General features: G+C 62.1%; 17 protein-coding genes, 1 tRNA gene and 2 CRISPR repeat arrays. Of the genes, 10 read left to right on the forward strand and 8 right to left on the reverse strand.

Annotation, left to right across the window (positions count from 1 at the left end):
• Positions 1-101 precede the first annotated feature (101 nt).
• Together CHB99_RS08395 and pseH are read left to right on the forward strand one after the other, a co-directional pair.
• Positions 102-2,630 (forward strand): TonB-dependent siderophore receptor, encoded by a 2,529-nt coding sequence (locus tag CHB99_RS08395; protein ID WP_042120864.1) that lies wholly within the window; start codon positions 102-104, stop codon positions 2,628-2,630.
• Between the two features lie 87 nt (positions 2,631-2,717).
• Positions 2,718-3,269, forward strand: coding sequence for a UDP-4-amino-4,6-dideoxy-N-acetyl-beta-L-altrosamine N-acetyltransferase (gene pseH, locus CHB99_RS08400; protein ID WP_042120863.1), 552 nt, complete (start codon positions 2,718-2,720; stop codon positions 3,267-3,269).
• 66 nt (positions 3,270-3,335) lie between these two features.
• On the opposite strand, the gene CHB99_RS08405 is transcribed toward pseH, so the two are convergent.
• From CHB99_RS08405 to CHB99_RS08425, 5 genes are all read right to left on the reverse strand, one after another.
• The gene (locus CHB99_RS08405; RefSeq protein WP_042120862.1) at positions 3,336-3,857 is read right to left on the reverse strand and encodes a hypothetical protein; all 522 of its coding nucleotides are present in this window, start codon (positions 3,855-3,857) and stop codon (positions 3,336-3,338) included.
• Between the two features lie 191 nt (positions 3,858-4,048).
• A complete protein-coding gene (locus CHB99_RS08410; RefSeq protein ID WP_042120861.1) occupies positions 4,049-6,493 on the reverse strand; it encodes a TonB-dependent siderophore receptor in 2,445 nt (814 codons plus the stop codon).
• A gap of 73 nt (positions 6,494-6,566) precedes the next feature.
• Positions 6,567-7,487 carry a FecR domain-containing protein gene (locus CHB99_RS08415; protein WP_042120860.1) on the reverse strand — a complete coding sequence of 307 codons (921 nt, stop codon included), beginning with the start codon at positions 7,485-7,487 and terminating at the stop codon, positions 6,567-6,569.
• The gene (locus CHB99_RS08420; RefSeq protein WP_042120859.1) at positions 7,487-7,990 is read right to left on the reverse strand and encodes a sigma-70 family RNA polymerase sigma factor; all 504 of its coding nucleotides are present in this window, start codon (positions 7,988-7,990) and stop codon (positions 7,487-7,489) included. Before CHB99_RS08420 ends, CHB99_RS08415 begins: the two co-directional genes overlap by 1 nt.
• 108 nt (positions 7,991-8,098) lie before the next feature.
• The gene (locus CHB99_RS08425) at positions 8,099-8,344 is read right to left on the reverse strand and encodes a hypothetical protein (protein WP_042120858.1); all 246 of its coding nucleotides are present in this window, start codon (positions 8,342-8,344) and stop codon (positions 8,099-8,101) included.
• A 1,208-nt stretch (positions 8,345-9,552) separates the two neighbouring features.
• Here CHB99_RS08425 and csy1 point away from each other — a divergent pair.
• Genes csy1 through cas6f form a run of 4 tightly spaced genes read left to right on the forward strand, consistent with a single transcriptional unit; the run spans position 9,553 to position 13,490 of the window.
• On the forward strand, positions 9,553-10,893 hold the full coding sequence (gene csy1, locus CHB99_RS08430) for a type I-F CRISPR-associated protein Csy1 (RefSeq protein WP_042120857.1): 1,341 nt from the start codon (positions 9,553-9,555) through the stop codon (positions 10,891-10,893).
• Positions 10,886-11,869, forward strand: coding sequence for a type I-F CRISPR-associated protein Csy2 (gene csy2 / locus CHB99_RS08435; RefSeq protein WP_042120856.1), 984 nt, complete (start codon positions 10,886-10,888; stop codon positions 11,867-11,869). The genes csy1 and csy2 overlap by 8 nt, the downstream gene beginning before the upstream one ends.
• Before the next feature lie 32 nt (positions 11,870-11,901).
• Complete coding sequence (gene csy3 / locus CHB99_RS08440) at positions 11,902-12,924, forward strand: type I-F CRISPR-associated protein Csy3 (protein WP_042120855.1); 1,023 nt, start codon at positions 11,902-11,904, stop codon at positions 12,922-12,924.
• A 2-nt stretch (positions 12,925-12,926) separates the two neighbouring features.
• Positions 12,927-13,490: a type I-F CRISPR-associated endoribonuclease Cas6/Csy4 gene (cas6f, locus tag CHB99_RS08445; protein WP_042120854.1), complete on the forward strand. Its 564-nt coding sequence runs from the start codon at positions 12,927-12,929 to the stop codon at positions 13,488-13,490.
• 130 nt (positions 13,491-13,620) lie between these two features.
• A CRISPR array of direct repeats spans positions 13,621-14,608; the repeat unit is 28 nt; unit sequence GTTCACTGCCGTATAGGCAGCTCAGAAA.
• A 70-nt stretch (positions 14,609-14,678) separates the two neighbouring features.
• On the opposite strand, the gene cas3f is transcribed toward cas6f, so the two are convergent.
• The 3 genes from cas3f to CHB99_RS08460 all read right to left on the reverse strand — a co-directional run bounded on the left by cas3f (position 14,679) and on the right by CHB99_RS08460 (position 21,806).
• Entirely contained in the window at positions 14,679-18,074 is a 3,396-nt protein-coding gene (gene cas3f / locus CHB99_RS08450; protein WP_042120853.1) for a type I-F CRISPR-associated helicase Cas3f, read from the reverse strand.
• On the reverse strand, positions 18,071-19,048 hold the full coding sequence (gene cas1f, locus CHB99_RS08455; RefSeq protein WP_042120852.1) for a type I-F CRISPR-associated endonuclease Cas1f: 978 nt from the start codon (positions 19,046-19,048) through the stop codon (positions 18,071-18,073). Before cas1f ends, cas3f begins: the two co-directional genes overlap by 4 nt.
• Positions 19,049-20,051: 1,003 nt before the next feature.
• Positions 20,052-21,580: direct repeats of the CRISPR family, unit length 28 nt; unit sequence GTTCACTGCCGTATAGGCAGCTCAGAAA.
• Positions 21,581-21,721: 141 nt separating this feature from the next.
• Positions 21,722-21,806: transfer RNA gene (locus CHB99_RS08460), tRNA-Leu, on the reverse strand.
• A 112-nt stretch (positions 21,807-21,918) separates the two neighbouring features.
• Here CHB99_RS08460 and queA point away from each other — a divergent pair.
• From queA to secD, 4 genes are all read left to right on the forward strand, one after another.
• A complete protein-coding gene (gene queA / locus CHB99_RS08465; RefSeq protein WP_042120851.1) occupies positions 21,919-22,968 on the forward strand; it encodes a tRNA preQ1(34) S-adenosylmethionine ribosyltransferase-isomerase QueA in 1,050 nt (349 codons plus the stop codon).
• A 14-nt stretch (positions 22,969-22,982) separates the two neighbouring features.
• The gene (gene tgt, locus CHB99_RS08470; RefSeq protein WP_009399721.1) at positions 22,983-24,098 is read left to right on the forward strand and encodes a tRNA guanosine(34) transglycosylase Tgt; all 1,116 of its coding nucleotides are present in this window, start codon (positions 22,983-22,985) and stop codon (positions 24,096-24,098) included.
• A gap of 47 nt (positions 24,099-24,145) precedes the next feature.
• Positions 24,146-24,487: a preprotein translocase subunit YajC gene (gene yajC / locus CHB99_RS08475; RefSeq protein WP_042120850.1), complete on the forward strand. Its 342-nt coding sequence runs from the start codon at positions 24,146-24,148 to the stop codon at positions 24,485-24,487.
• A 62-nt stretch (positions 24,488-24,549) separates the two neighbouring features.
• Positions 24,550-26,415, forward strand: coding sequence for a protein translocase subunit SecD (gene secD, locus CHB99_RS08480; RefSeq protein ID WP_042120849.1), 1,866 nt, complete (start codon positions 24,550-24,552; stop codon positions 26,413-26,415).
• The last annotated feature ends 4 nt before the right edge of the window (positions 26,416-26,419 follow it).

A 26,419-nucleotide genomic window follows, 5' to 3' on the forward strand; every position in this document is an offset into this window, starting at 1 on the left:
TTCCGACGACAGTGGGGGAGAACCCCGCGCTGCTTCGTTGTCTTGCAGAACGCGAATGAATGGCATTTGCACGGCTCAGGACGCAACGGGGAGCACGCGGTATGAAGGGTTTCAGTTTCAACGGGCAGGTCAGGGCGATCGCCGCCAGTTCAGCGCTATGGCTGCTCGCGCCGCAGCTGGTGCAGGCCGCGGAACAGGTGCAGGCGCAGCCCGCCGCTCGCCAGTACCAGCTGGATATCCCCGCCGGGCCGTTGCCGCAAGCCATCGCCGCATTGTCCCTGGCCACCGGCCAGCAACTGCTCTACAGCAACGAGCGGATCTTCGAGCAGCACAGCCCGGCGGCCCTGCGCGGTCGCTACAGCCTGGAGCAGGCGCTGGACATCCTCCTGCGCGGCACCGGCCTGCAATGGCGGCGCAGCAGCGCCAACGTGCTGACCATCGACAATGCGCCCAGCGGTGATGCCCTGGAACTGGGCGCAACGCCGGTCACCGCGGTTGGCCTGAGCGGCATCACCGAGAACACCGGCTCGTACAACGCCGACCAGGTTGCCGTCGGCAGCAAGACCGCCAAATCCGTGCGCGAAGTGCCGCATTCGGTGTCGGTGGTCACTCGCCAGCGCATCGAGGAGCAGAACCTCACCACGCTCACCGACGCCCTCGACAAGACCACCGGCGTGACCCTGCAGCGCAACGGCGCCAGCGGTTCCTCCCTGGGCAACGACAGCAACTTCTTCTCCCGTGGCTTCGCCGTGTCGAACATCCAGATCGACGGCGGCGCGCCGCTGGACACCACCATTTCCGGCTATGGCTCGACCAGCCAACTGGACCTGGCGCAGTTCGACCACGTCGAGTTCCTGCGTGGTGTCGATGGCCTGTACTCCGGCAGCGGCAACCCCGGCGGCACCATCAACCTGGTGCGTAAGCGCGCCTTGCCCGAGCGGCAACTGACCTTCTCCGCCTCCGCCGGCAGCTGGGACACCTACCGCACCGAACTGGATGCCACCGGCCCGCTGACCGAGCAGGGCAACATCCGCGGGCGTCTTGGCATGGCCTACCAGGACAACCGTTACTTCTACGATGTCGCCAACATGAACAAGCAACTGGTCTACGGCGCGCTGGAGTTCGACCTGACCCCGGACACCCTGCTCACCGTCGGCGGCAGCTACCAGACGGGCGAAGGCGTGGCCAACTTCGGCGGCCTGCCGCGCTACACCAATGGCGACGACATCAAGCTGCCGCGGCGCACCGCGCTGGTCACCAGCTGGGACACCGTCGACGAAACCACCAAACAGGCGTACCTCAAGCTGGAGCACGCGTTCAACGCCGACTGGAGCTGGACCACCGACATCACCTGGATGGACATGGACCGCGACGCCAACTCGCTGTTCGCCAACGGCGGCATCGACCCGCTCACCGGCGACGGCGCGCGCTGGCTGCACTACCCGGCGAAAACCGGGCTGGAGCGCAAGGCGATCAATACCTACGTGAAAGGCAACTTCGACCTGCTCGGCCGCAGCCATGAACTGCTGCTCGGCGGCGACTACGCTCACAGCAAGGGCTACACCGTGCAGCGCTGGGGCAACGACAACTTCGCCCCGTTCAACCTGTTCGACTTCACCCGGCCCGAAGACACCGGCAGCACCGCCAACAAGACCGACGACAACGTCACCGAGAAATACGCCGGCTACGGCATGGTCCGCCTGTCCCTGGCCGACCCGGTGAAGCTGATCCTCGGCGGGCGCCTGTCGAGCTACCACTACCACGACACGCAGATCTTCCAGAACGAAGACGGCTCGTACAATTCCGACTCGATCCTTCCCACCTTCCGTGTTCACGACAAGTTCACGCCCTACGCGGGGCTGACCTACGACCTCGATGAGCAGTGGACCACCTACGTCAGCTATGCCGAGACCTACAAGCCGCAGTTCCAGCAGGTCAAAGGTCCGGCGCCGGGCACGCCGCTGGGTGCGGTGACGTCGAAGAACTACGAACTGGGTCTCAAGGGTCAGTTGTTCGACGGTCGTCTCGACACCAGCTTCGCGATCTATCGCATCGAGCAGGAAGGCGCGGCGATCCAGGACCCGAACTACCCCATGGAGTACGGTGTGACCACCTGCTGCTACCTCAACCAGGGCATGCTCGTCAGCGAAGGTTTCGACGCCGAGATCAGCGGCGAAGTGGCCGAGGGCTTCAACCTGTTCGCCGGTTACACCTACAACCACAGCGTCGACCAGAAGAGCGACGAGAGCCGCGCCATCTACAGCGGTGTCACGCCGAAGCACCTGTTCAAGCTGTGGGGCACCTACCAACTGCCCGGCGTGCTGGAGCGTTTCAAGGTCGGGGCGGGGGTGACCGCGCAGAGCGTGAACTACCGTGCCGGGCAGGTGGCCACGTTCAACGAAGCGACCCAGGACTACAGCGGTCCCAAGCGCGACTACAAGTTCAGCCAGGCGGGGTATGCGGTGTGGAATTCCAGTGTCGAGTACCGCATCGACCAGAACTGGAGCGCCACGCTGAATGCCAACAACCTGCTCGACAAGCGCTATTACCAGACCGTGGGGACATCGGATAACGGCAACTTCTACGGCGAGCCGCGCAACTTCGTGCTGACCGTGCGCAGCCGGTTCTGACAATCGTTCTTTTGGGGCCGCCAGGCGGCCCTAAAACCGGTACTCTCCGGCCTGTCAGTTCTTCTGGGTAATCCGCGGATTCTTCATATGGTATTTCTCGACATCCTCGACGCCGACCAGGCGACCCGCGACCAGGTGCGCGCCCTGCGCAATCACGCGGACGTGCGCCGCTTCATGTACAGCGACCACGAAATCTCCCCGGACGAGCACGCCCGCTGGCTGGCCAGCCTGGTCGGCAATGCGCGGCAGCGGGTGTTCGTGGTCATGCTCGACGGCGCGGTGGCGGGCCTTGTCTCGCTCAACGCCATCAACGCCACCCATCGCAGCGCCGACTGGGCGTTCTATCTCGACCCGGTGTTGCAGGGCAAAGGCCTGGGCAGCCTGGTGGAGTTCTGGCTGCTCGATCACGCGTTCAATGAAGCGGGGCTGGAGAAGCTCAACTGCGAAGTGCTGGCGAGCAACGAGGCGGTGGTGAAGATGCACCGCAAGTTCGGTTTTGCCCTTGAAGGGGTCCGGCGCCAGAACATCCTGAAAGATGGCGCGCGCCTCGATGTCGTGCTGCTCGGGATCACCCGGGAAGAATGGCAGGCGCAGCGCCCGGCGGTGCGGGGCGTGGTGGAGCGTTTGTCGCGCAAATGAAAACGGTGCCGCAGGCAGGCTTGCGGCACCGTAGTCGTTCGGTCTTGCAAGGCGCCGAGCCGGTCACTACACCGTGATGAGCTCCATGCTGAAGTTCGACACCTGGCCAATGACGGCCTGGAATTCAAATTTGCCTACCTTCCAGCCGGTGAACGGGACCAGAAGCATTTGATAGATGGGGTTGTTCGCTACAACCCTTTCCCCTTTTGCCGAAGCGATCCACCAGTTGTTTCTGTCTCTCGACGAATGCCCTTGGGCGATCAGCAGGTTCTCGGCGACGTAGATCTTTCCGTCGAGGGTAATGGTCAGGTTGCCTAGCGTGACGAAGTTCAGTTCGCTGGGCCAGCTGTCAAAATCCTCGGTGGCAATGGCCGCGCCGCCGTTGGCGCGGTTCCTGAACCACTCAGCATTCGATTTGCTGGCTTTGCGGCCGGCATAGAAATCGAAATCGATGCCATCACTGACCGCCTGGGTCTTGACGCCGTCGAAGGGTTGCCCGGAGGTGATCGAATGGTCGAGCACCTGGTAGTCCGCACGGGTAATCCCGGTTTTCTTGAAGGAAAGTTGGTTGTCGCGTTCGGTAGCCATAAATATTCCTTTATTTATCAACTGCGTGGTTGGGGAGGGGCAGCAAGGACCGGGACGGCAAAGTGCGCAGTTGTGATGATCGGACTTTCCATGTCCATTTCGACCCCGTGAAAGACCTTAGCTGGTCAATCGCGGGTGTCAATTCGCCACTCTCTGATCGCCGGCCCCCGCTATCCACAGGGGCCGATCCCTCAGAAATCCGCCCGCAACGTCACCGTGTAGTTGCGCGGATCTCCATAGTGGTTCGCCGCATACAACCAGCCGATCGTCGAGTAGTACTTCTTGTCGAACAGGTTGTTGCCATTCAACGCGACACTGAAGTTCTTGTTGATCTTGTACGCCACCCGCGCATTCCAGATCGCATACCCGGCCTGCTCGATATCGCCGACGCCATCGGTGCCGCCGAAGTTGCTGTGGTAGTTGCGGCTCTGCACGTTGGCGCCGCCGCCGACGCTCCACTGCTCCAGCTCGCCGGGCAGGGTGTAGTCGGCCCAGAAGCGCAGCAGGTGGCGTGGCGTGTAGCTGTTGAACGCGGCACCGGCGGCCGATACGCCGTCGTTCGGATCGTTGCGGTACTCGGTGCTGGTGTAGGTGTAGCCGGCGAACAGTTGCAGGCCATCGAGCACTTCGCCGCTCACTTCGGCATCGAAGCCCTGGGTACGCACCTTGCCGCCCGCCACGTAGCAGTCGTCGCAGCCTGAAGCACCGTCGTACAGCGCACGGTTCTCCTGGTCGATCTGGAACAGGGCGAAGCTGGTGTTGACCCGGCCGTCGAGCAGTTCGCCCTTCAGGCCGAGCTCGTAGTTGGCGCCTTCCATGGGTTCGAGCGCGGCGCTGTTGACGTCCAGTTCGGTCTGCGGCTTGAAGATATCGGCGTAGCTGGCATAGACCGACCATTGCTCGTTGAGCGCATAGATCAGGCCGCCATACGGCGTGAACTCGCCGGTGTGCTTCGAGTGCGCCGGCGCCGGGGAGCCGGTGTTGAAGCGGTTCAACGCGTAGTCGTACTGGTAGTTGCTGGAGCGCCCGCCGAGCACCAGGGTCAGCGGCTCGCTCAGCTTGTAGCGGACCACGCCGTAGAGGCCGTTCTGGCGGATCTTGCCGTGGGAGGTGCCGGCGTAGGTGGTGCCGAGCAACTGGTCCATGGTTGGACGCTGCGGCGACACCGGGTCGTAGAGGTTGATCGAACCGAGGTTGAGCAGGCCGGCCTGCAGGTCGTCGGTCCGCAGGTCGCTGGCGTTGGCACCCACCACCACTTCGTGTTCCCGGCCCGCGGCGCGCCATTTGCCGGTGAGGTTGATGTCGGCGCCCTTGTTGACGTTCTCGAAGTCGTACAGGTAGGCCCGCGAACGCATGCCATTGCCCGTGGCCGGATCCACCGAGCCGCGGCCGAAGCTGTAGAGGATGTAGTTGGTCTCGCGGATATAGCTGCCGGAGGCCTTCAGACGCCAGTCCTCATTGAAGTCGTGGGTGATGTCGGCGAAGTAGGTCACCTGCTTGTTGTCCCACTGGTTCCAGTCGGCGCCGGTGAAGGTCGAGCGCCCTGCGTTCACCGCGCTGCCGTCCTTGTTGCGCGGCAGGCCGCTGAAGAACGGCGTCGAGTGCAGGTCTTCGACGCTGGCGCCGGCGGCCACCGTGGTGCTGTCGGCGAGGTCGTATTCGAGGATGCCGTAGAGCACGTTCTTGCGGCTTTCGGCGGTGTCGTAGAAGTAGTCCTGGTCTTCATGGCCGGCGACCAGACGCCCGCGCAGCGCGCCATCGGGAGTGAGCGGACCGCTGGCGTCGAGGGTCTGCCGGTAGCTGTCCCAGGAGCCGGCGCTGGCGGTGACCGACAGCGACGGCTCGGCCTTCGGCCGCTTGCGCACCAGGTTGATCGCCGCCCCGGGGTTGCCGCTGCCCTGCAGCAGGCCGTTGGCGCCGCGCAGCACCTCGACGCGGTCGTAGAGCAGGGTGTCGGCGGTGAAGCTGCTGCCGATCGCGTAGTAGCGGCGGTCCAGCGGCACGCCGTCGTACTGGATGGTCTCCACCTCGAAGCCGCGCGAGTAGATGTACTTGCCGCCGGACGGGCTCTGGAAGGTGGTGATGCCGGTGGTCTTCTCCAGCACCTCGTCGAGGGTGTCGAGGCGCTGGTCGTCCATGGCCTGGCGGGTGACCACGCTGACCGACTGCGGGATGTCCTTCAGGCGGTGGGTGGACTTGCCGATGCTGACCGCATTGCTGGTGTAGCTGCCGGAGCCTTCGGTGGTCGCGTCCATGGCGCGGCCGTCGATGTTCAGCGGTTCCAGGTTCAGCGCCGAGCCGCCGAGGGGCAGGGGTTCCAGGCCGTACACGCCATCCCCGCGCAGCACCGCGCGCAGGCCGCTGCCGGCGAGGACCTGATGGAAACCGTCCTCGATCCCGTAGTTGCCCGACAGGCCGGGGCTGCTCAGGCCCTGGGTCAGCGCCGGTGAATATTGCAGGGTGATCCCGCCTTCGCTGGCGAAGCGCGCCAGCACCTGGGCCAGGCTGTCGGCGCCGATGCTGTAGGCGTGAGGGGCCTGGGCAGGGGCTGCGCTGGCGCTTGCGGCGTGCAGGGCGAGGGTCAGCAGACTGAGGGCGAGGAGCTGGCGCGGGCGGGGTGAGGCGGCGCGAATCATCGAGGGATTGTCCTTATGTGTTGGCAGTTTCACAGACAAGGACTGACGAGTTTGCAAAAGGGGCCAATTTCGTTCAGCGCGGCGTGATGGTGACCCAGTAGCGGGTCCGGTAGCCGACCCGCACCGGCAGCGTGGCGGGCAGGGCGGCGAGGATCGCGTCGGTGTTGTCCAGCTGGAAGGCGCCGCTGATCAGCAGCGGCGCCACGTCGTCCTGACAGCGCAGCCAGCCGCCGCGGTAGCGGCCCAGTTCGCCGAGGAACTCGCGCAGGGGCATTGCCTCGACGATGAGCTGGCCGCGGGTCCACTGGCTGTCCTGCTCGCGGGCGGGGGTGGTGGGCGACTGGTTTTTGCCGTCGAAGAGCAGTTGCTGACCGGCGTCGACGCGCTGGTTTGTCGGCGTCACCAGGACCGCGCCCTCGAACACGCTCAACTGCGTGCGGCCCTCGCGCTGGCGGACCAGGAAGCGCGTGCCGAGGGCTTCCATCACGCCCTGGTCGCTGGCGACGCGCAGCGGGCGATGTGGATCCTTGCCGCTGTCGACGAGGATTTCGCCGTGGCGCAGGGTGATCAGGCGTTGGTGGTCGTCGAACGCCACGTCGACGGCGGTTTGCGTGTTCAGTTGCAGCACGGTGCCGTCGGCCAGCTCCAGGCGCCGGCGTTCGCCGATGGCGGTGCGGTAGTCCCCGGCAGGTGCGACCTGACGATAGCCCACGTACCCGGCGGGCGCGATGAGGGCCAGTACCAGCAGTTGCTTCATCACCTGGCGGCGTTCGCGGTTCAGCGTGCCCATGGCCAGTTGCGGTGGCAGCAGGCCGAGGCGGGCCTGTACCCGTTGCGCCTTCTGCCAGGCGCGCTCGTGCTCCGGCGCTGCCGCGCGCCAGCGGGCGCAGGCTTCGCGCTGGGCGGGGTTGAGGCCCGGGTCGAGCATCAGCATGTGCCAGTGGGCGGCTTGCCGGGCGACGTCCGGGGCGATGCGTGCGGGTTCGGCGGCCATCAGAACTCGTCGTCGCAGAGGATGCAGGCTTCGAGGGCGTTGGCCATATGGCGCTTGACCGTGCGCTCGCCGATGCCCAGGCGCTGGGCGACCTGCACGTAGGTCAGGCCTTCCAGTTGCACCAGCAGGAACACCGAACGCACCACCGGCTTGAAGGTGTCGAGCAGCGCGTCGAGTTGCTGCAGGGTTTCCCGCAGGCAGTAGTGGTCTTCCTCGGACAGCGCGAAGACGTCCGGTAGCTGCGCGAGCATCTCCAGGTAGGCGCGTGCCAGGGACTGGCGGCGGAAATGGTCGTAGACCAGACGGCGGCTCACCGTGGCGAGGTAGGCGCGGGGTTTTTCCAGGCTGAGGCGGGCGCCGGCCTTCTGCTGGGCCTGGAGGATGCGCAGAAAAGTGTCCTGCGCCAGGTCCGCCGCCTGCGCCGAACAGCCGAGGCGCCGGTACAGCCACTGCTTGAGCCAGCTGTTGTGCTCGGCGTAGATCTGACTCAGATCGTCGTGCATCGCGTGCAGTCCTCGGTTTCGATGGCGGCACGTTAATTGATAACGATTATCAAATCAATTCGCGATGTAACAGGGTGGTGCCGCGGGGCGGGCCCGCGGCTGGGGTGGTTACTCGATGGGCACGCTGCTGGTCGAGGGTGCCAGGGCGATGCTCAGCAGTGCCTTGCCGATGCGCAGATCGATGACGGCGGCGTCGAGGAGGTCCTGGTTGCGCGGGAGCAGTTGCAGGGGGAGCCGGGTCAGGGAGTTGAGAGCGCTTTTGAAGTGTTCGTCGGCGGTGCGGATAGCTTCGTCGTGGGTGAGGCCGGGGCGGACGGAGAGGGTTGGGGGTGGATCGGGGACGAGTTTTTTCATGGTGGATCTTCCTTTGATGAGTTGGAGTCTCCACATCTCGCTGCTATTCGAAAGGTGGCGACTGTACGCGGGTAGCAGACCGGACAAAGGAAAACCCGGCGCACCCGAGGGTGCCCACACGCACAGCCGCCATAACGCGTTGCTGGTGGTTTTCCTTTGGAACGGACTGCTAATCCGGTCGTTGATTTGGCAACGACCGGGGGACTCTAGGCAGCGTTTCCACAGGGCGCAACCACCAGGCGGGGGTGGGGAGTATGCTTGGGAAATTGCCTACAAGAAAGTCGGAGATGGGGGAAGTTTCGTAGCCGTATGCGACAGGTTGTGATGGGAGCCAGCTCGATTTCTGTAGGAGCTGGCTTGCCTGCGAAGGGCTGCAAAGCAGCCCCAAATCCCGACTCCGCCAGACAACTGATTTCAAGCTGTACGTCGGTCTGTGAAGAAAAAGTAGCGTGACCTGCCGAGCCTGAAGATTTCTGTGGGGGCAGTTAAGAAAAAATCTAGAGAATCGTCAGAACTGAAGATTTTCGTCGGGTGATAAAGAAAAAATCTGCGCTGCCAAGATAGGATCAAGCACCGATAAGCAGCCGATTGGAGCTGTTTATATTTCTTAAACGGACATTTTTGGTCAGCTTATGAATGAGTATTTTCCCGTCGATTGCAGAGCTGCGCTCTAGCGAATAGGGCTCTGGTCAAGGCTGCTCGCCTGCAATAGGGAATCCGCCAAGGGTGCTTGTTGATGTAGCTGTATGGGACAGCTTGTGGTCGGTCTGCTGAGCGGGAAAAACGAGCTAGGCCAAGCGAAAAGCTTGGCCTAGCTGTTTTATGGAGCGCTACCTGTTCGGTAGTGAAATTGCACGACTAAAACGCAATTTTCTGAGCTGCCTTCCGGCAGTGGAGGCAGCTTAAATCAATCCAGAAAAATCGTTTGTCACGAATAAGATGCAATGGACTTGCAAAGTGATAGTGGCATGCCTACTTTAGAAAGCAGGTCGTCGGATACGACTGCCCTCATAACCCTGGTCGGATGGAATGGGTGTTATGCCAAGGCACTAAAGCGTTCAGGAGGTACGCATGTGTTTTCAACACAGCTGTAGAAGACGTGGGTCACGTCATTGATCCAGACATTGTCATTCCTGTCCCTGTGGGGGTAGCCGCAGGAATTCTAAAAACTTGGCAAGAAGCCAAGTCGATATGTGTAAGAGTCCTTCATGAACGAACAGATTCTTTCCTCACCACGCTCCACTCTTTTCCGCAGCACCATCGCCAACTTCATCAACGAGCGAAAGGAAGCCAAGCTCAAAGGTGTCGAGCCTGACGATGACGCGCCCACCGCCGCAAAATACGACTACGCCACCTGGCTGGCGGATGCCGCACGCCGGGTCGCACAGATTCAGGCGGTGACTCATGTGCTCAAGGCGACTCACCCCGATGCCCGTGGTACCAGCCTGTTTGTTGATCCTTCCACGCTGGTGCAGCACAAGGAAATCGGCAGTCACGTTCTGGGTGACGACCACGCGACCGATATCGTTGGCAATGCAGCGGCACTGGATGTCTACAAGTTCCTCAAGGTCGAGGTCGAAGACCGGCGCTTGCTGGACTGGCTGCGGGAGGACGATACCGATCTTCTCGCGGCCTTGCACGACGACCCCCAGCTCGCCAGTGAATGGGCCGAGGCCTTCAAAGGTCTCATTCGCCCCAGCGATACGGTCAGCTCCCACGAAATGGCCAAGCAGGTTTACTGGAGCGTTTCCAACGATCCGGTGGACGACTCGGGTTATCACCTGCTCCAACCTCTCTTCCCGAGCAGTCTGTTGCATGCAGTTCACCTGGACATCAACGACGCACGCTTTGGCGAACGGAATAAAGAAGTTCGGCAGGCCTGGCGCAACAAGGCCCAACACGCAGATACCTATCGCGACTACCGCGACCTGGTTGCACGCAAGCTCGGTGGTACCAAACCGCAGAACATCAGCCAGCTCAACAGCGATCGCGGTGGGGTCAATTATTTGTTGAGTTCGCTTCCGCCTGCCTGGGGCAGTGCGACGCGCAACCCACTGCTGGCCATCGACTCGGTACTCCGGCGCTTTCGAGGATTCGACGGCGTGAATCGGCAGGTCACTGCGTTATGTACGTTGCTGGAAAACGATCCGGACCAATGCTTCGACACCCGCCTGCAACGAGAGCGAATCGAGAAGGCCCTAGGTCGCTCGCTGGCAGCGTTCGGTCACGGCATTCGCAATCAGTACTCACCTGGATGGACAACCGACAGCAACTGTCAGTTACCACTCTGCGAGCAGCTCTGGCTCGATCCCGAGCGAGCCCTGCTGCCGCCACGGGAAGGCTGCGAAGAAGAAGACCTGGAGTTCATCAGCGCGTTCGGTCGTCAAACCTGGCCCGATGAAGTAGCAAAGCGCTGTGGAAACTGGCTGAACGAGATTCTCAAGAAGCGCGATCTGCCCGTCAGCACTGTCGAACACGCCTACTGGAGTCGTGAGCTGTCACGCTACGTCATACCGCTTGGACGGGACCTGGAGACACACCATGAATGAACTACCTGGTTTCGACCATCTGCTGATCGTGCCACGTATCCGCATTCAGAACGCTAATGCGATCTCCAGCCCGTTGACCCATGGTTTTCCCTCCATCACAGCGTTCGTCGGTTTGATGTGGGCCTTGGAACGCAAGGTGCGTGGAACGGATATCGACCTGCAGTTCAATGCAGTCGCGGTGGTTGTCCACAACCATCAGGAGCAGGTGACCGATAGCGGATTCGTGAAGTCATTTCGTCTGACCCGTAACCCGAATGACAAGGATGGCAAACCCGCAGCCATCGTCGAAGAAGGCCGCATTCATCTCGAACTCAGTCTGATTTTCGCGGTACAAGGACCGGCTCTGCAGAACGGCGACAAGGTTGGCCTGGCGCATCAGATCGCTGACCAGCTGACACAAATGCGTGTTGCCGGTGGGACCGTTACGCCATCCACCAGGACAAGACAGGCTCCTTATCTGCTGGCACTGACTGGCAGCGGGGAGGACAGTCGGGAAGTTTTCAGGTCGACCATGTGGGACCTGCTCCCCGGATTTGTCTTGGTCGATCGTCATGACCTGCTGCAGCAACGTCATGACGAGCTGCTTGCCAGCAGTCCACAGGCGTCCCCGCTGGATGCCTGGTTATCGCTCTCGCGCATCAACTGGCGGGCCCCAGAGATCGATCCGGAGGACGAGTCCGCCGACCAGGAAAAGTTCTGGGTTAACGACCGCCAGAGCCTTGGTTGGGTGGTGCCCATTCCAGTCGGCTACGGAGCATTGAGCGAGTTGCAATCTCCTGGCTCCGTATCCAGCGCCCGCGACCAGACCACGCCATTCCGCCTGGTGGAAAGCCTGTTCAGCATCGGCCAGTGGATCAGCCCCCACCGCCTGCAAGCCGTCGAGCATCTGCTGTGGTACGCCGACAGCGATAGCGAGCGCGGTCTGTATCGCTGCCGCAATCACTACCAACCCGAAACCGACTACGACTTCGACTGACCTGCCAGCCACTTCATACAAGGGATTTGCATATGAGTAATGACAGCCTGAAAACCGCATCCGTCCTCGCCTTCGAACGCAAGCTCGATCCTTCCGATGCCCTCTTTCATGCCGGTGACTGGCATTCGCGCAATAACTGGAGCGCCATTCCGGTCCACACCAAGTCGGTACGCGGCACCATTTCCAACCGCCTGAAGACCAAGGAACTGGACCCGGCCAAGCTGGACGCGAAGATCGAAAACCCCAACCTGCAGACCGTCGATGTCGCAGCACTGCCGCATGACGCCGACACCCTGCGCGTCAGCTTCACCCTCCGCGTGCTGGGTGGCACCGGCCAGCCCTCGGCCTGCAACGATGCCGACTACCGGCGCAAACTGCTCGACACGGTCAAAAGCTATGTCGAGAAAAACGGCTTCAACGAACTGGCCCGCCGCTACGCCTGCAACCTGGCCAACGGCCGTTTTCTCTGGCGCAACCGGATCGGCGCCGAGCAGGTGGAAGTCCAGATCGACCACCTGATCGACGGCCAGGCCGCGAAAAGCTGGAAGTTCGACGCCTTCGCCCTCTCCCTGCGCAACTTCGACACCCACGGCAACCAGACCGCCGCGCTGGAAGAACTAGGCCAGTTGATCGCCAACGGCCTGGTGGGGGAGCAGCACGTGCTGCTGCGCATCACCGCCTTCGTTCGCCTGGGCGCGGGGCAGGAAGTGTTCCCGTCGCAGGAACTGATCCTCGACCGTGAGCGGGGCGACAAGAGCAAGACCCTCTATCACGTCGACGGCATCGCCGGTATCCACTCGCAGAAGATCGGCAATGCCCTTCGCAGCATCGACACCTGGTACCAGGAAGCCGAGATCAATGGCCCGATCGCCGTAGAGCCCTACGGGTCGGTCACCACCCAGGGCAAGGCCTACCGCCAGCCACGCAATACCAAGGACGACTTCTACACCCTGCTCGATGCCTGGGTACTGAAGGACAAGGTGCCGGAAATCGGCCAGCAGCACTTCGTCATCGCCACCCTGATTCGTGGCGGTGTGTTCGGCGAGGCGGGCTGAGCATGGATCACTATCTGGATCTGAAACTGCGGCCTGATCCCGAGTTTCCGCAGACCCTGCTGATGAATGCGCTGCTGGCCAAGTTTCACCGGGCGCTGCATGACCTGCGCAGAGATGACATCGGGATCAGCTTCCCGGAGGTCGGCCAGAATGCGCGCAGCCTTGGCACGCACTTGCGGGTGCACGGCAACGCGCAGGCGCTGTCCGGGCTGCAGGCGCTCGACTGGCTGACCGGGATGCGCGATCACGTCGACGCCAGCGATAGCCTCGCCGTGCCAGAGGCGGTGAAGTACCGGACGGTGAGCCGGGTGCAGGTGGACAGCAATCCGGAGCGGGCTCGTCGACGGTTGATCAAGCGGCATGGCATCAGTGAGGAGGAAGCTCGGCAGCGGATTCCCGACAGTGCCGGGAAACGCTGCAGCCTGCCGTTCGCGACCTTGCGCAGTAACGGCGGCGGGGAGGTGTTTCGCCTGTTCGTTCGGCAGGGCTCGCTGCTGGATCAGGCGCAGGAAGGGACGTTCAGTGGATATGGGTTGAGCGGTACGGCTACGGTGCCCTGGTTCTGACCCTTTTTTCTGGAGTAATTTGAGGGTCTTTTGAAATCAATGGGTTACGGAGGGCTCTCAAAAGAGGGTTTGAAAGCGTTTTGGGGGTAGTTCTCCTTCAAAGACAACAGCTTGAAGGTGAGCTGCTCTTGTTCACTGCCGTGTAGGCAGCTCAGAAAAACAGGCCGCTCTCGCGGATCATGTGGCCGATGTTCACTGCCGTGTAGGCAGCTCAGAAAAGCACCGGCCCTTCGTCGAATTGCTGACCTGCGTTCACTGCCGTGTAGGCAGCTCAGAAAGGCAGGTGTTGGTCCGCTGTCTTCGCGTTCGTGTTCACTGCCGTGTAGGCAGCTCAGAAAGGAGAGAGCCAGGTGTCATCGTTGGCGCTGTCGTTCACTGCCGTGTAGGCAGCTCAGAAAATCCATCCAGGTGGTTTTCTTGAGCATCGCGGGTTCACTGCCGTATAGGCAGCTCAGAAAAGCGCCCGTCAGGCGCAAGAAATGCGTCACCCGTTCACTGCCGTATAGGCAGCTCAGAAAGAACCTCCTGCAGCAGCTCGCCGGCAAGATCGGTTCACTGCCGTATAGGCAGCTCAGAAATGATCAACTCGGCGCCAGGGGCGTTGGACACGGTTCACTGCCGTATAGGCAGCTCAGAAATGGGGTTGGCTGACTCGACCCTTCCCAAGCAGGTTCACTGCCGTATAGGCAGCTCAGAAAAATGGAAGCGGGTCGGCAATGCTGGGCGCCTGGTTCACTGCCGTATAGGCAGCTCAGAAAAGGCCAACGAGTCGGACGCGAACCTGATCACGGTTCACTGCCGTATAGGCAGCTCAGAAACATGAACATGATGTTGCCGGCCTGCTGGCCCAGTTCACTGCCGTATAGGCAGCTCAGAAAAATCTGCCGCCCAGCGGCTTGGGAGTCGGCAAGTTCACTGCCGTATAGGCAGCTCAGAAAGCCAAGCTGACCAGGCTGACCACGTTGATCGGGTTCACTGCCGTGTAGGCAGCTCAGAAAGAATCGGAAAGGCGGCTGCGCTGGCGGGCGGAGTTCACTGCCGTGTAGGCAGCTCAGAAACAAGCCCAGCCATGCGCTGGGCCGAGGCCGTAGTTCACTGCCGTATAGGCAGCTCAGAAAATTGCACGTAGATCCTGCACTGCCGAACAGGTAGCGCGCGAAAAGAGTTAGGCCAGGCTCCCCGCCTGGCCTAGCTTTTTTTCGCAAACCCCAACACCGGGTGATACCGCCACCCAAAGGTGCTCTGATAAACCTTCACCGTCGTAAACCGCTCAGCACAAACCGCCAGCGGCAACTCAAGTTCCTCAGCCAATTCCTCCAGCAACCCCATCACATCATGCCGCCCCCAGGGCGCGATCCCGGGCCCGAGCTCACGATCCAGATCAACCGGGTCGAGCAACTCGGAACACTCCAGATAAACCCGCGACTCATTGAACCGTCCCGGCTCATGAATCCGGTGCAGCACCAGTCTTTCCTGGTCCTCATCCGGCAGCAGCACCAGCTCTTCCTCGCGACCGGCATTCTCCCGAAACGGCTGGTGCTGCGGCAGCACCCAGGTCAATGCCGCCTGCGGAAACTGCCAGGCGCAGGCGGCATCCAGGTCGAGCGCTTCGCGACCGACTCGCCGGGCGAACTGCGGGACCGCGGCGCGCTCCTTCGGCAACATCAACTCGCTCAACCGCGCATGCTCCAGATCGACCAGGCTTTCCTTGGGTTTCCATGCCGAACGCTCGTTGGGCTGGATCCGTGGGCGGGCGCTGATGGCATCGATATCGCCGGGTTCCAGCAACTTGCCCAGCCTGTGGGTCGTCAGCCTGAAACGATGGTCTGGCGGAGCACCATCCTGTTCGAAACCCGGTCTGACAAAAGCCGCCTGCTGGCGCTTGCGCGGATCAAGGCGGTTCTCGAAATGCCGCAGGTTGGTGTCGAGGATCAGCAGGTTCGCGGCGTCGCAGGGTTGGTTGCGATGCCGCTGCACCCGCCCGGCAAGCTGGATCAGCGAGCGCATCGACGAGGGTTCGACAACCGCCCAGTCGTAGTCGTGATCGCGGCCCACTTCCGTCACCGGCGAGCCGAGCACGACGAACAGGTGCTCCTGTTCCGGATAACGCCGCAAGGCCTCGCGGATATCCGTTTGGGCGAACACCGCGTCCCTGTCCCGGCGGTTCAGGCTGCGGTCCAGTTGCGCCTCGATGGCCGAGCGCAGCAGCAGGGGAAAGCGTGAGTGATAGACGCACAGATGAATGCGTTGCCCCTGCGCGGCGCCGAGCTGGAACAGGGCGAGGGCGACATCGAACATCGGCTCGATATTGGCCATGCGCACCAGTCCGAAACTGACACGTTTGCCGGTGTGCGGGCAGGTTCCGGCGTGGCGGGCATGGGCGGTCTGGATGGCTTCGCGGATCTGTACGGCGAAATCCCTGTACAGCGTTTCCCGACGGTTGGCCGTGAGGTTCAACTGCACGATTCCGCCACGCCGGCAGGGCGTTACCTTGTCCAGTTGCGCGACGCGCTTTTCCACGAAGTGCTCGTGCTGTTCGTTGAACGCCGCGGCATCCGCGCAATGGGCCTGGTGCGTGCCGAATTCATCGACCCACAGGCAGGCGATCGCCTCCGTGGCATGCGTTACGCCACGATTGCGCCGGTAATGCTCGCGCCCCGCGCGATAGGCCTGGAACATGCCGTCCACCAGCGCCGGCGGCAGGGTGGCGGAAGACAGCAGGACCCGCGTGCCCAGCAAGCCTGCCCAATAGACCAGGCGGGTTACGGCTGGCTGGTCCGCCAGGTCGAAATCATCCAGTTCGTCCAGCACCAGGTCGCTGCTCATCAGGCGCAGCATCGGCGCGATCTGGCGGCCGGCGCGTTGCGCTTCGGTGGCCGGCATCAGGTGGTCGATGGTGCAGACCAGCATGGGCGCGCCGAGCAGCTTGCGGATGTTCGGATCGGCCATGGCTTTGTCGAGCAGGGCGTGCTGGCGGGTATTGCCTTCGTACAGCACGTGGCTGTCTTCCTCGATCAGCGCCTGGGTGGACTCCGAGCCCATCGCCGCGGCACGGGCCTGATGGAAGTCGAAGAGGATGCGGCTGGCGGAGCCGCCGACATGCAGGGCCAGTTCGTCGTCGTTCAGATGCAGGTCGCGGCGGTAGCTGTCGCCGGTCTGCCGGGTCAGGGTGCGCAGGCCGAGGGCGAAGGTGCAGCGCAGGCCCAGTTCCGGATCGGCCAGGGCATTCATGATGCGGGCATTGGCGAGCGTCTTGCCGCAACCGGTGGAGGCCATGTTGATGATGAACACACCTTGCCCGTCGGACTGGGCGCGCAGGCTGGTGGTGGCGTCGGTGGCCTTGTCCTGCCAGCGAAAACGCGCGCTCCCGCTGCGTTTGCGCAGGCCGCGGTGGCGGACCAGGCGTGGCAGGTGGCGTTCGAATCCGGGCAGGCCCTGGACGACACCGGCACTCATGCGTGCAACGCCGAGAAGATGCTCGTCCAGCGCCTGCTTGAGGCTGCCGTCGCTGTGGGTGTTGGCGTAGACGCGGTAGTCGTGGTCGCCCTTGACCCGTCGGGCGTCCTCGGGCGGCAGGCTGGAGTAGTGGTGGTCAGCCAGCATCAGGCTAAGCCTGGCCAGGTGCATGACGTAGGGATTGGCCAGCCAGTCGCCTTTGCCTGCCTTGTCGCTCAGCGCCAACAGACGTTCCGCGATCCTGGCCGCCTGGGTTCGCCATTTGGGCAGGACCACGGGCAAGGGCTGATCGAATTGCCAGTAGGGCGCGATATCGGTGATCGAAGCGCTGTCGGTCAGTTCGTTCCATTCATGGGTGATGCCTTCGAGGAGGTTGGACAGCATCGTCGGGTTGAAGTCGTTGGTGCGCTGTCCGAGCCAGGTCGGTTGGGCCGATCGGGTCTGATCTGGGGGTCGCGTGGGCAGGCGGTGGTGGCTGACCACCAGCCAGGCGATGGCGGCTGCCAGCGGCGGCAGGTGGCGAAAGGGCGGGGGTGTGTCGTTGTCCAGTCCGTCGCGCTTGAAGCGTTGCGGTGCCAGCCAGTGCGGGTCGTGGCGGGTGTCGGCGGCGGCAAGGCGTTGCAGCCAGCCGGCATCGTCATCGTCCCCGACGAAGGCGAGAAACAGGCGCAGGGACACCCATTCGTGACGATAGAGATTGCGCGTTCTCGTCTGCCCGACCAGGCGCGCCTGAAACGCCGTGCTGGCCTTGCCCAGGTCGTGCAGCAAGGCCGCCATCTGCGCCAGCAGGCGGATGTCCTCGGCGCTGTGCCAGTCGTTTTCGTCGTGCTTGCGCAGGACATCGCGGCGCGTGGTGTTGGTTGGCACCGCGCCTTGCTCGTTGAAGCGGCTGGCATCGCCGACGATCCACAGCAGCTCGCTGTGATCGAGGCCGCGAATCCAGTGGCAGGCCACGGCGGTGTTGCGTCGGGCGGTCTTTTTCAGCAGGCGGCGCAGGGTGTCCAGGCCGGCCTGGGTGATGGGCGTCTGCCAGGTGCGCTCGCCGCGGCGTTCGGCGAACTGGTCGAGAATGCGCCGGGTTTCGGCTAGGGCGCGCTTGTCGCACTGGCAGATCAGCAGGATGTTCAAGCGATCGGTGCCCCCAACTGCTCGGCAATGTCCTTGAGGCTGTCGATCATGAAATCGAGGGCTTCGCTGCGGGTCAGGTGCTCGATGCAGGCCTGGCGGAACGCCTGTTCATCGTCACCGCGCATGGCCGAGATGAACGCCTGCGGCAGTATCAGGCCGTCCTTGACCAGATCGGCGACGTCGAACACCAGGCCGCCGCGTCGGGTCTTGCCGTGCAGCACGGCCAGGCCGTGGGGCAGGCCGAGCACCCAGGTCGCCGTGGCGGCCAGTCCATAGGCGAGATAGTTGCCGTGGTCGAGAAAACGGTTGGCGGGATCGCCGCCGGTGCCGCGCTTGGCCCTGCCGAAGTCGCCGTAGCCGGTCGCATTGGCGGCCAGCTTGAACAGGCGCTTGGTCAGGCGGGCTTCTTCGGTCAGCAGGTGGTCGTGGTTGGGGGCCTGTTCGAGGGTGTCCAGGGATTGCGCGAGGATATCGTCGAGGGTCGACGTGTCGATGCGGAAGGCGGATTTCTCGACGCTGGCGCGGGTTCGCCAGTGTTTGCGGATATGTTCGAGGCGCTTGCGCTGGATGGCCTTGGCCGCTTCGAGGCGCTTGCCTTCGTCGAACCAGAAGGACACCCAGCGTTGCAGGTACTCGGTGGGGCGGTATTCGCTCTGGGGGGAAAACCAGGCGACTTCGATATCCATCTCGTTGGCGCTGAACAACGGCGTGCCGCCGCCACCGCAGAAACCCACCAGCACGCCGGCCCGGGCCAGCTCGCGCATCGCCGCTTGGGTGACCGAGGTGCCGGTGCCGAGGAGGATGGTCGTGGTGTTGGCGATCGGGATGTTCCAGTACAGCGACTGCTTGCCGGCGTCGGTGACGTACTCGACGCGACCGCCATTCACCAGGACGCGGCAGTGTTGCAGGTAATAGAGGTTGGCGCGCTTGGAGTGGAGGATGGTCTTGAGGTCGGAGGAATGAATGCCGTCCATGGTGGCAACCGGGTGTCCGTTCGGGTTGTTTGGCAGGTGGGGAGTTATAGCTGGGTTGATGGCTATGTGCTGGTATTTTTGTTGCTGATTGTTTGTGCCTGGGGGGAGGGTGTTGGGACCCTATTTTTGAGGAGGGTTGGTGAGGTTATATAAATCAATGGGTTACGAGGGTGGTGGGGAATAGGGTTTGAGAGGGTGGGGATGGGGTTTTGCTTTTTTTATCAGAGGGTTGGTAGGGTTTGGGGGTAGTTCACTGCCGGGTAGGCAGCTCAGAAAAGCGAAACCGACAGGATGGGCGAGCGGGTCAAGGTTCACTGCCGGGTAGGCAGCTCAGAAATGACGTGGCCGGAGTGATTGATTGCGTACATCGTTCACTGCCGGGTAGGCAGCTCAGAAAACGCCGAGCTTGAACATTGCCGCGGCAATTCGGTTCACTGCCGGGTAGGCAGCCCAGAAAGGTCGCGCCCGGAGCCCACTGCAGCGGTTTGCATTTAAGGTTTTTACGAGACGGCCCTGAAAATCTTGAGCAACTGATCTGGTTGCTGGAAAAGGGTGAGCGCACAGCCATAGCTGAAAAGTTAAGAAAAAATCGAGAAAATTGCCTGAACTGAAGATTTTCGTCGGGCGCTCAAGAAAAAATCTGCGCTGCCAAGTAAATGAAAGGAAAAATTCATGCGCTCAGTAGGCTATGGGTTTCTGTGCGACAGACTGGGCTGTTGTGCAGGTGCATAGAAAGAGGGTTTTGGTGGCGGTGCTAACAGCTGGAAAAACTCACTGTCGGTTGTTTTCACCTACCAGGTGAGTCTTGCCTTCCAGTCCCCGTCTCAGTGACATGATCAATGACTTAAGCGCGCGCTCATCTCGTACGGTTGACCCTTTTTCTGAAGCAGTATGCTGGGGTTAGAGAAATCAATGACTTATGAAACTGACAGAAAAAAGGGTCTACTGCGTCTGAATTGTGCTTTTGCTTTTGGAATCAAAGGATTGTTAAGGTTTTGGTGTTGTTCACTGCCGTATAGGCAGCTCAGAAAATTTCGGCGGCCTGCAGCGCCTCTATGCCGACGTTCACTGCCGTATAGGCAGCTCAGAAATGGTAGAACGCTGCTAATGCGTTCTGGTGAGTGTTCACTGCCGTATAGGCAGCTCAGAAATCGAGCGTGCGAACGCTGGCCGTCGCCTTGTCGTTCACTGCCGTATAGGCAGCTCAGAAATTGCGGCGCGCCTGGCTGCCTCGCCTCGGGCGTTCACTGCCGTATAGGCAGCTCAGAAATCGCGATCCGGGCGAGTGGTACCGGCCAGAACGTTCACTGCCGTATAGGCAGCTCAGAAAACGATCAGGTCAAGGCCGAAAGTCATCTTCTGGTTCACTGCCGTATAGGCAGCTCAGAAAGCCAAGGCCAAGGCATTCTCCGACATGTGGTCGTTCACTGCCGTATAGGCAGCTCAGAAAAGGAAGATGTCGGCCTCGGCCTCCATCACGTCGTTCACTGCCGTATAGGCAGCTCAGAAAAGAACGAGAAGGGCTGTAGGTTGTGTATTGCTGTTCACTGCCGTATAGGCAGCTCAGAAAAACTGAAGGGCGTCGGCCAGATGCTAGATATCGTTCACTGCCGTATAGGCAGCTCAGAAATCCAAAGCGTGGTCGATGGTGCCGCTGATATGGTTCACTGCCGTATAGGCAGCTCAGAAAACGCGGGGCACCGTGCAGGAAGTACACGCCATGTTCACTGCCGTATAGGCAGCTCAGAAAGCTCAGGCGGTGCAGCGCGCCCGTACCCTGAGGTTCACTGCCGTATAGGCAGCTCAGAAAAAATATGTGGGGCAAGGTTGCACTATCGTTCGCCGTTCACTGCCGTATAGGCAGCTCAGAAATTCGACACGAAGGCAGAAGCCCAGCGATGGGCGTTCACTGCCGTATAGGCAGCTCAGAAACGCACGCACGGGGCACCTCTTGATCAGGTGTCGTTCACTGCCGTATAGGCAGCTCAGAAAAGTCGAACGAGACGGACTTGGGCTTCCTGACGGTTCACTGCCGTATAGGCAGCTCAGAAACTCCCCCCCGTCAGCGGCCGGCCATTCACGTCGTTCACTGCCGTATAGGCAGCTCAGAAAGTAGGCGTGTAACCCAGTGACATAACCCCTCCGTTCACTGCCGTATAGGCAGCTCAGAAATTCGATATTGATCAGCGAGGGCACCAGGTTCTGTTCACTGCCGTATAGGCAGCTCAGAAATGCTGGGCGTTCGCGAAAGCCTGGCGCACCGGGTTCACTGCCGTATAGGCAGCTCAGAAAATTCTGGAAATCATGCTGCGCAGCTATCAGCGGTTCACTGCCGTATAGGCAGCTCAGAAAAGAGGCAACTTGGCGCCGGCGTCGAGGCCTTGGTTCACTGCCGTATAGGCAGCTCAGAAAAACGCGCACCACGGCGCAATCCCGAAGTTCAAGTTCACTGCCGTATAGGCAGCTCAGAAATCGTGCAGCTGCATTTCCCCGGTGGCGAGCATGTTCACTGCCGTATAGGCAGCGTACTAGGGGCCACTTGGACTATGAGCCGGCAGGCTCTGGGCCCGCATTGCACCCCTTCGCGAGCAAGCTCGCTCCCACAATGGGCGGTGCCAGGCCCGAATTCCAGGCACAAAAAAGCCGACTAAAAAGTCGGCTTTTTCTGGATCTTGGTGCCCCGAGGGAGACTCGAACTCCCACTCCTTTCGAAAACGGATTTTGAATCCGCCGCGTCTACCAATTCCGCCATCAGGGCTTGTGGCGGCGCAGTATAAAGAGGCCCCTACCGTTGGTCAATCGGCTTTCATGGTCAATTTTTCCGCTTTCGGCTAAACTTCCCGGCCCTGTCGAACCCGTACCCCATTGCCATGCGCGTCGCCGATTTTTCCTTCGAACTCCCCGATTCCCTGATCGCCCGCCATCCCCTGGCCGAACGCCGGGCGAGCCGGCTGCTGGTCCTCGATGGCCCGAGCGGCGCACTGGCGCACCGGCATTTCGGCGATCTGCTGGACTACCTGCGCCCCGGCGACCTGATGGTGTTCAACAACACCCGGGTCATCCCGGCACGCCTGTTCGGCCAGAAAGCCTCCGGCGGCAAGCTGGAAATCCTCGTCGAGCGCGTCCTCGACAGCCACCGGGTGCTCGCCCATGTGCGCTCCAGCAAGGCGCCCAAGCCAGGCACGCAGATTCTGGTCGACGGCGGCGGCGAGGCCGAGATGGTGGCGCGCCACGACACGCTGTTCGAGCTGCGCTTCACCGAGGAGGTGCTGCCGCTGCTCGACCGCGTCGGCCACATGCCGCTGCCTCCTTATATAGATCGCCCCGACGAGGGCGCCGACCGCGAGCGCTACCAGACGGTCTACGCCGAACGCGCGGGCGCGGTGGCAGCCCCGACCGCGGGCCTGCATTTCGATGAGGAGCTGCTGGCGAAGATCGCCGAGAAGGGCGTCGACACCGCGTTCGTCACCCTCCACGTCGGCGCCGGCACCTTCCAGCCGGTACGGGTCGAGCGCATCGAAGACCATCACATGCACAAGGAATGGCTGGAAGTCGGCCAGGATGTGGTGGATGCGGTCGCCGCCTGCCGTGCCCGTGGTGGCCGGGTAGTGGCGGTGGGCACCACCAGCGTGCGTTCGCTGGAAAGCGCGGCGCGCGATGGCGTGCTCAAGCCGTTCAGCGGCGACACCGATATCTTCATCTTCCCGGGCCGGCCGTTCCATGTGGTCGATGCCCTGGTCACCAACTTCCATTTGCCCGAGTCCACGCTGCTGATGCTGGTTTCGGCCTTCGCCGGTTACCCGGAAACCATGGCCGCCTACGCCGCCGCCGTGGCCAACGAGTACCGCTTCTTCAGTTACGGTGATGCCATGTTCATCACCCGCAATCCGGCGCCACGCGGGCCCGAGGATCAAGCATGAGTCGCACCTGTCGTATGTCCTTCGAGTTGCTGGCCACCGACGGCAAGGCCCGTCGCGGCCGCCTGACCTTCCCCCGTGGCACCGTGGAAACCCCGGCCTTCATGCCGGTGGGCACCTATGGCACGGTCAAGGGCATGCTGCCGCGGGACATCGAGGCCATCGGCGCCGAGATCATCCTCGGCAACACCTTCCACCTGTGGCTGCGCCCGGGCACCGAGGTGATCAAGGCCCACGGCGACCTGCACGATTTCATGCAGTGGAAAGGCCCGATCCTCACCGACTCCGGCGGCTTCCAGGTGTTCAGCCTCGGCGCCATGCGCAAGATCAAGGAAGAGGGCGTGACCTTCGCCTCGCCGGTGGATGGCTCGAAAGTCTTCATGGGTCCGGAAGAGTCGATGCAGGTCCAGCGCGACCTGGGCTCGGACATCGTGATGATCTTCGACGAATGCACGCCGTACCCGGCCGACGAGGACGTGGCGCGCATCTCCATGGAACTCTCGCTGCGCTGGGCCCAGCGCTCGAAGAACGCCCACGGCGACAGCACCGCGGCGCTGTTCGGCATCGTCCAGGGTGGCATGCACCAGGACCTGCGCATGCGCTCCCTGGAGGGGCTGGACAAGATCGGCTTCGACGGCCTGGCCATCGGCGGCCTGTCGGTGGGCGAGCCGAAGCACGAAATGATCAAGGTGCTGGACTACCTGCCCGGCCAGATGCCGGCTGACAAACCTCGTTACCTTATGGGTGTTGGCAAGCCGGAGGATCTTGTGGAGGGTGTGCGCCGCGGCGTCGACATGTTCGATTGCGTGATGCCTACGCGCAATGCGCGCAACGGCCATCTGTTCATCGACACCGGCGTGCTGAAGATCCGCAACGCGTTCCATCGTCACGATGATTCGCCCCTGGATCCGACCTGCGACTGCTACACCTGCCAGAACTTCTCCCGCGCTTATCTGCATCACCTGGATAAATGCGGCGAAATGCTCGGCGCCATGTTGAATACAATCCACAACTTGCGGCATTACCAGCGCTTGATGGCTGGTTTGCGCGAGGCTATTCAACAGGGTACATTGGCCGCCTTTGTCGACGCCTTTTATGCCAAACGCGGACTTCCCGTACCGCCTTTGGATTGATGTTTTGCCATCCTGACAAACACAACTTCTGCAAACTGGAGTGCTAAATGAGCTTTCTGATCCCTGCCGCTTACGCGGACGCCGCAGCCCCTGCCGCTGCCGCCGGCCCGGCCGGTACCGGTTTCGAATGGATCTTCCTGGTCGGTTTCCTGGTCATCTTCTACCTGATGATCTGGCGCCCACAGGCCAAACGGGCCAAAGAGCAGAAGAACCTGCTGAGCAACCTGCAAAAGGGCGACGAAGTCGTCACCAACGGCGGTATCGCCGGCAAGATCGTCAAGGTCAGCGATGACTTCGTCGTTCTGGAAGTGTCCGACTCGGTCGAACTGAAGTTCCAGAAAGGCGCTGTAGCGGCCACCCTGCCGAAAGGCACGCTGAAAGCGATCTAAGTTACGTTTTTCACCAATCGACGGGGCGCGCAAGGCGCCCCGCGTCTTGAACGGGCGGCGTGATGCTGAACAAAACTCCTCTATGGAAATACGCACTGATCCTGGTCGTACTGGTGATCGGTTTTATTTATTCCGCTCCCAACCTCTATCCTGACGACCCGGCGGTGCAGGTCAGCGGCGCCAGTACCGCGCTGCAGATGAGCCAGGCCGATCTGGACCGTGCCAGCAAGGCGCTGACCGACGCCGGGATCGCGGTGAAGGCAGCCACCCTGGGCGAGAACGGCAAGGGCGCGCTGCTGCGTCTGAGCAAGCAGGAAGACCAGCTTCCAGCCAAGGACGTGGTGCGCAAGGCACTGGGCGACGATTACGTGGTGGCGCTGAACCTGGCCCCGACCACTCCACAATGGCTGCGCAACCTCGGGGCACACCCGATGAAGCTGGGTCTGGACCTGTCCGGTGGTGTGCACTTCCTCCTCGAAGTGGACATGGACAAGGCCATGGCCGCGCGCCTGAAAGTCTACGAAGGCGAGGTGAAGAGCCTCCTGCGCAAGGAAAAAGTCCGCTACCGCAGCCTGCCGCAGCAGGATGGTGGCATCCAGCTGGGCTTCTCCGACGACGCGACCCGCGAACAGGCACGCAGCCTGATCCGCAAGAATTTCAACGATTTCGAGCTGACCACCACCGAGCGTAACGAGCTGTCGGTGCTGCGTCTGGCGATCACCCCGGCGAAGATCACGGAAATCCGTGAATACGCGATCAAGCAGAACCTGACCACGGTACGCAACCGCGTCAACGAACTGGGCGTCGCCGAACCGCTGGTACAGCGCCAGGGTGCCAACCGCATCGTGGTCGAGCTGCCGGGCGTGCAGGACACCGCCGAAGCCAAGCGTATCCTCGGCAAGACCGCCAACCTGGAATTCCGCCTGGGCGCCGAGCCTGGTGCGTCGAAAGCCACCACCGAGCAGTTCGAGTTCCGTGAAGGCGGGCGTTCGGCCCTGGTCGAGCGTGGCCTGATCATCACCGGTGACCAGGTCACCGACGCCCAGGCCAGCTATGACGAGCACGGCCGTCCGCAGGTGAACATCCGTCTCGACGGCCATGGCGGCGAACTGATGAGTCGCGCCACCCGCAGCAACGTCGGGCGCAGCATGGCGGTGATCTTCATCGAGCAGCGTCCGGTCACCCGCTACGAGAAGCAGACCGTGGGCGGCGTCGAGAAGGACGTGGCGATCCAGACCTTCCAGGAAGAGAAGAAGATCATCAGCCTGGCGACCATCCAGTCGCCGCTGGGCAGCCAGTTCCGCATCACCGGCCTCAACGGCCAGGGCGAATCCTCCGAACTGGCCCTGCTGCTGCGTGCCGGTGGCCTGGCCGCGCCGATGTACTTCGCCGAAGAACGTACCATCGGCCCGAGCCTGGGTGCCGACAACATCACCAAGGGTATCGACGCGTCCCTGTGGGGCATGCTGTTCGTCTCGCTGTTCATCATGGCCATCTACCGCTTCTTCGGTCTGATCGCCACCGTCGCCCTGGCGGGCAACATGGTCCTGCTGCTGGCGCTGATGTCGCTGCTGGGCGCGACCCTGACCCTGCCGGGTATCGCCGGTATCGTGCTGACCATGGGCATGGCGGTCGACGCCAACGTGCTGATCTTCTCGCGGATTCGCGAGGAACTGGCCAACGGCATGTCGGCGCAGCGCGCCATCCACGAAGGCTTCGACCGTGCCTACACGGCGATTCTCGACGCCAACCTGACCACCCTGCTGGTGGGCGGCATCCTCTTCGCCATGGGCACCGGCCCGGTGAAGGGCTTCGCGGTCACCATGTCGCTGGGTATCTTCACCTCGATGTTCACCGCCATTCTGGTTACCCGTGCGATCGTCAACTCGATCTACGGCGGGCGTGACATCAAGAAGCTGTGGGTTTAAGGGG

Origin of the sequence: Pseudomonas japonica (assembly GCF_900188455.1) — a bacterium.
Taxonomy (GTDB): domain Bacteria; phylum Pseudomonadota; class Gammaproteobacteria; order Pseudomonadales; family Pseudomonadaceae; genus Aquipseudomonas; species Aquipseudomonas japonica.